Below are 4,562 nucleotides of genomic sequence, written 5' to 3'. Positions count from 1 at the left end.
TCGGCAATGGATCGCAAGTCTTTATAGTAATGTTTTCCGGGCCGAGCGCGAGCCGGGTCTGTCGGGTCCGCAACCTTGATTACGTTGGTCGGACTTTGTTGAACGCGAGCCTTGGGAGAGGCGTACGCAGACCGCCGCTGTCCACCTTGCCTCAAAAGCGTCGGTTTGGCGCTCACTTGCAAACTTCCGGTTCGCCCCCATCAACCGACATGTGGCTGCACCGCGTCAACGGAAGCGATGGGCCAATATCAGAAGTCGAGCTTCTCTGGATTTGCGGTATCGCAGAAGTTATCTTGTGCAACTCACTAGGAATATTCCCTGCCTGCTGGTGAAGACGAAAGATGACCGACGACGACATTGAGATACGTCGCCTCGCTCGGGAGGACGCAGTCCTTTATCGAGACATTCGACTGGAGGCTCTCCAAGCCAACCCGGAAGCGTTCGGTAGCACCTTCGAGGTTGAAGATGCTCAGCCGCTGAGTTTCTTCTCGGATCGGCTCGGCAGCTCTACAGTGCTCGGCGCGTTCCGCGACACAGAGCTCGTCGGCATTGTCGGCTTTGCTGTCCAACAGGGCAAGAAAGAAGCTCACAAAGGCGCGCTTTGGGGAATGTACGTTCGACCCGTCGCAAGGAATGCCAAGGTCGGTCGGCGCTTGGTCGAAGCGGTATGCAATCACGCCCGTCAGCAGGTTGAGCTGATCCAGCTCGGCGTGGTGGTGGACAATGAACAGGCGCGGAGTCTTTACGCGAGATTGGGCTTCCTGGAGTACGGCGTGGAGAAGAACGCTCTGAAGCAAGCCGGCCGCTACTACGACTTGGTTCTTATGGCAAAGGATCTCTCGCGGCACTGAATTATTTTGCGAGGCAGACATCGACTGCTCACCAGCAGCACAATTTCCGCTAATGGGATGGTCCGGCCGTGCTCCTGCCCCGCCAGCGATAAGCTGGCCAGGGGCGCCAAGACAAGGAGCACGCCATGTCCCAGACACCCAGTACCGCGATCGCCGTGATCGGCATCGATATCGGCAAAAACTCGTTCCACGTCGTGGGCCACGATACGCGCGGCACCGTCGTGCTGCGGCAAAAGTGGTCGCGTGGCCAGGTCGAGGCGCGGCTCGCCAATATGCCGCCTTGCCTGATCGGCATGGAAGCCTGCGTCGGCGCACATCATTTGAGCCGCAAACTCGCATCGTTAGGTCACGATGCCAGGTTGATGCCGGGCCAAATATGTCCGCCCTTATAGCAAAGGACCGAAGAACGACTTCAATGACGCCGAAGCGATTGCCGAAGCCGTGCAGCGCCCGACGATGAAGTTCGTGGCGACCAAGACCGCGGAGCAACTGGATCTGCAGGCGCTGCATCGGGTGCGCGAGCGGCTGGTGTCGCAACGCACCGGCATCATCAACCAGATTCGCGCCTTCATGCTGGAACGCGGGATCGCGGTGCGCCAGGGTATCGGCTTCCTGCGCACAGGACTGCCCACCATCCTTGCGACGCGCACCGATGCCCTGTCGCCACGCATGTTGCGTGTCATCGAGGAGTTGGCAGGCGACTGGCGTCGGCTGGATCAGCGCATCGATAGCCTCTCCGACGAGATCGAAGCACTGGCCCGTCAAGATCAGGCATGTTCGCGCCTGATGACGGTGCCTGGCATCGGGCCGATCATTTCGAGCGCCATGGTGGCCGCGATCGGCACTGGAGAGGTCTTCTCCAAAGGCCGTGACTTCGGCGCGTGGCTCGGACTGGTGCCCAAGCAGATCTCGACGGGAGACCGCACGATCCTCGGCAAAATCTCAAGGCGCGGCAATCGCTACCTGCGCGTTCTGTTCGTGCAGGCGGCATGGGTTGTGCTGGTCAGGATCAAGAACTGGGAACGTTACGGACTCAGATCTTGGATCGAAGCCGCCAAGAAGCGATTGCACCACAACGTGCTGGCGATCGCGCTCGCCAACAAGCTTGCCCGCATCGCCTGGGCGGTGCTGGCTAAAGGACGCGCCTTCGAGCTGACAAGGACCAACGATGCAGACGTCCGACCCGCTTGATCCTCGCGCCGTGCTCGGCGCGGTCAAGGCGCGGCCTGGCAACGCCGGAGCCAACCGCAAGCCAAGCGCAACGGCCGGCCTTGACCGCCCGTGCGCGCGACGCGACGCACGTCCTGCGGGCCGGGACGAAGGAACGGCCCCTGGCTCGAACACAGGAACTGCGAGGTAGGAGGAGCAAGCGATGACGTAACTCCATCAGCAGGTTCCAGCCGAGGTCTGCGAGAGGATGAGACGAGATGGAGGTTCGGTCTTCCCGGCGCATGCGAACACTGGTGACCCAAATGGCCCAATCGAGGCCTGTCCGCTAATGAGAACGCACGCGCGCTGATATCCATGATGGCCCGGAGAAACTGCTCCAATCAAAGGCCGGATACATTGATGCAAGACCACTCACCACCTGATCGACGAACCTCTTGCTACGCACGGCCGGACCATACATACGGGTCAAAAGCAGCGGTGGACGCCAAGTTGGATCGGCGTCCGGTTTGCCCCTGACAACCGACGCGACACGCGCTCAATCGACCTTCGGCTAAGGGCCAGAAAGCGACATGCGATTCGCCGTCAAGTGAAAGAGGCTGCCAACTGAGGCGGCTCGGCAAGCTCCCCGCCCGGTCTGGTGGTCTAGGCCAATGATGGACGGGGAGTTGCGCGCCGGACCCCCGTCGCATGACAACGCTAGGAACGTGCCATGACAGCCATGTGAAATTGTCGGCGCGGATCAGTGGACGTTGATCTTATCCAAAGGGAGGTTCAGCGCCGCAGCGCGCTCCTTTCGATCCTTCTTCCGAAACTCAATCTCTCGCCGCTCGAAAGCGGCCATCTCCTCCTTGGCCGCCTCCAGCAGGCGATCGCGCGGCGTCATTACTGGCTGTGTGGGTTCCGTCATCACTTACTCCCGTCTGACGGTGCAGATACAGAAGGATTTGAGTCACGGGAAGGTTCACTGCCACAAGATTACGGATTTATGACGGCGGTCGGATTATCCGCCGAGCAGCAGCAGGATTGCGGCTAGAAGCAGCACCAAGGCGATAGCCGGGACAACGATCCAAGCCGCTTCATTTCTCATGAGGCGAGTTATGCCAGTTCCTCGCATCACGAGGGTAGCTATACGTTCGGATGGCCGCACCCAGCCGCGTTGCGTCATGTCCTCTCGTTCCCCTGGCCACCAGGCCGACGGGCGCGGGCCCTGGAAGCCGAGCATGCGGGCGCTTCCATGCCTGGCAAGCCAAGCCGTCGGCGTTTTCCTTCCGCGCGTCCCTGGCGCGCTCCGCAGGACGCGTTGCCTTACTCAAATGATGTGAATTAGCGCATAGACTTGCCCACGGAGGTAGGAGAAGCTGGTGGGGGTTAATGCAATAGTTCAATTGTGGAGGAATCCGTTGGAGACTGCGAAGCAGTGCCAGGCCAAAGCAGCTGAATGCCTCCGTTTAATGCAGTCGGCGCAGAGCGAGACCGAAGCCAGACTCCTTAAATCTCTATCTCAAAGCTGGGTTCGGCTCGCCAATCAGATCGATCGATATCAGGCCTTGTCTCGAGTGGAAAGACACGAACAGACCCATCTGCGATAGATCATACGCGCAACCGCACGATCCATTCCGAGCCGGGGAATCCGCGGGGCGACAAGCCTGATACTCCTGGCGTCAGGCACCTGAGGTGACCGCTGTCCAATTCAATGACAATTCGCGTCGGCGAGGAGCTCACAACCGTACTGCTGATAACCGTTGCATCTCCCAGAAGGATTGGTAAGTCGATGCCTTTGGGTGGAAAAGTGCGACGTACAGAGCTGGTCCTCAGCCACACCTTGGCGCCAGTCTCAAGCGTCCACGCACGCGTATGGCCTGCCCACTCCAAACGATCGTCCCCGCAAATTGCGGCGGCAATTTAGAGACTTTCGGCGACCGTACTTGACATCCGACAACACCACAGGCTCGTCGGCATTAAAGCGAGGCGGAAGCACCGCGACAGGGTGCCGCAGGCAACATTTAGACCACAGAGGGCAGTCGGCTTTCCGCGAAGAGCGAGCGGGCCTAATCCAGCTTGCGGCCAACGTTTGCACAGCAACGCTCAATTTTCTCTAACCAAGCGTACGCAACGCGCGATTACCGGGCACCGGCAAGCCGCCGCCGGCGACCGCGCGGAAGAAAGCCGCGAAGGTCTATCGGCTGATCAGCTGACTAGGTTCCTGTTTAGATTCATGGATACCGACTCGCAGCTGACTGGCTGTTACCTTGCCTGCAACGGAAGCGGGCTCGTAGCTCACTCTTTGCCCTTCAATCAACGTCGAAATGCCGGCTTCCTCGACGGCGGACATATGAACGAATACATCCTTGCCTCCGCCGTCGGGCCTTATGAAGCCGTAACCCTTAAACTTATTGAACCAGACTACGAAACCGTTAGCCAAAGTTCCTCCGGCATCCGCATGGTCTAGGACGTGTACTAGGGTGTGTACTCATCTGTGGACGCCCCGCGAGATGCAAGCGATTTTTGAAGAAGATCGGCACGTAGTCGGATGCTGCCATC

General features: G+C 59.5%; 3 protein-coding genes and 1 pseudogene. 2 read left to right on the top strand and 2 right to left on the bottom strand.

The window, feature by feature from the left end:
* The first annotated feature begins 341 nt into the window (after positions 1–341).
* A complete protein-coding gene (locus XI08_RS10210; protein WP_271574318.1) occupies positions 342–851 on the top strand; it encodes a GNAT family N-acetyltransferase in 510 nt (169 codons plus the stop codon).
* 125 nt (positions 852–976) lie between these two features.
* Positions 977–2,042: pseudogene (locus XI08_RS10205) on the top strand (IS110-like element ISBj4 family transposase).
* Positions 2,043–2,760: 718 nt separating this feature from the next.
* On the opposite strand, the gene XI08_RS10200 reads toward XI08_RS10205, so the two are convergent.
* Complete coding sequence (locus XI08_RS10200; protein ID WP_271574317.1) at positions 2,761–2,928, bottom strand: hypothetical protein; 168 nt, start codon at positions 2,926–2,928, stop codon at positions 2,761–2,763.
* A 1,269-nt stretch (positions 2,929–4,197) separates the two neighbouring features.
* Positions 4,198–4,443 (bottom strand): cold-shock protein, encoded by a 246-nt coding sequence (locus XI08_RS10195; protein WP_271574316.1) that lies wholly within the window; start codon positions 4,441–4,443, stop codon positions 4,198–4,200.
* Between the last annotated feature and the right edge of the window lie 119 nt (positions 4,444–4,562).

Source organism: Bradyrhizobium sp. CCBAU 11361, from assembly GCF_028128935.1.
Taxonomy (GTDB): Bacteria; Pseudomonadota; Alphaproteobacteria; order Rhizobiales; family Xanthobacteraceae; genus Bradyrhizobium; species Bradyrhizobium niftali.
The sequence above is the reverse complement of the archived record's forward strand: the minus strand, read 5'-3'. Positions and strand labels throughout refer to the sequence as shown.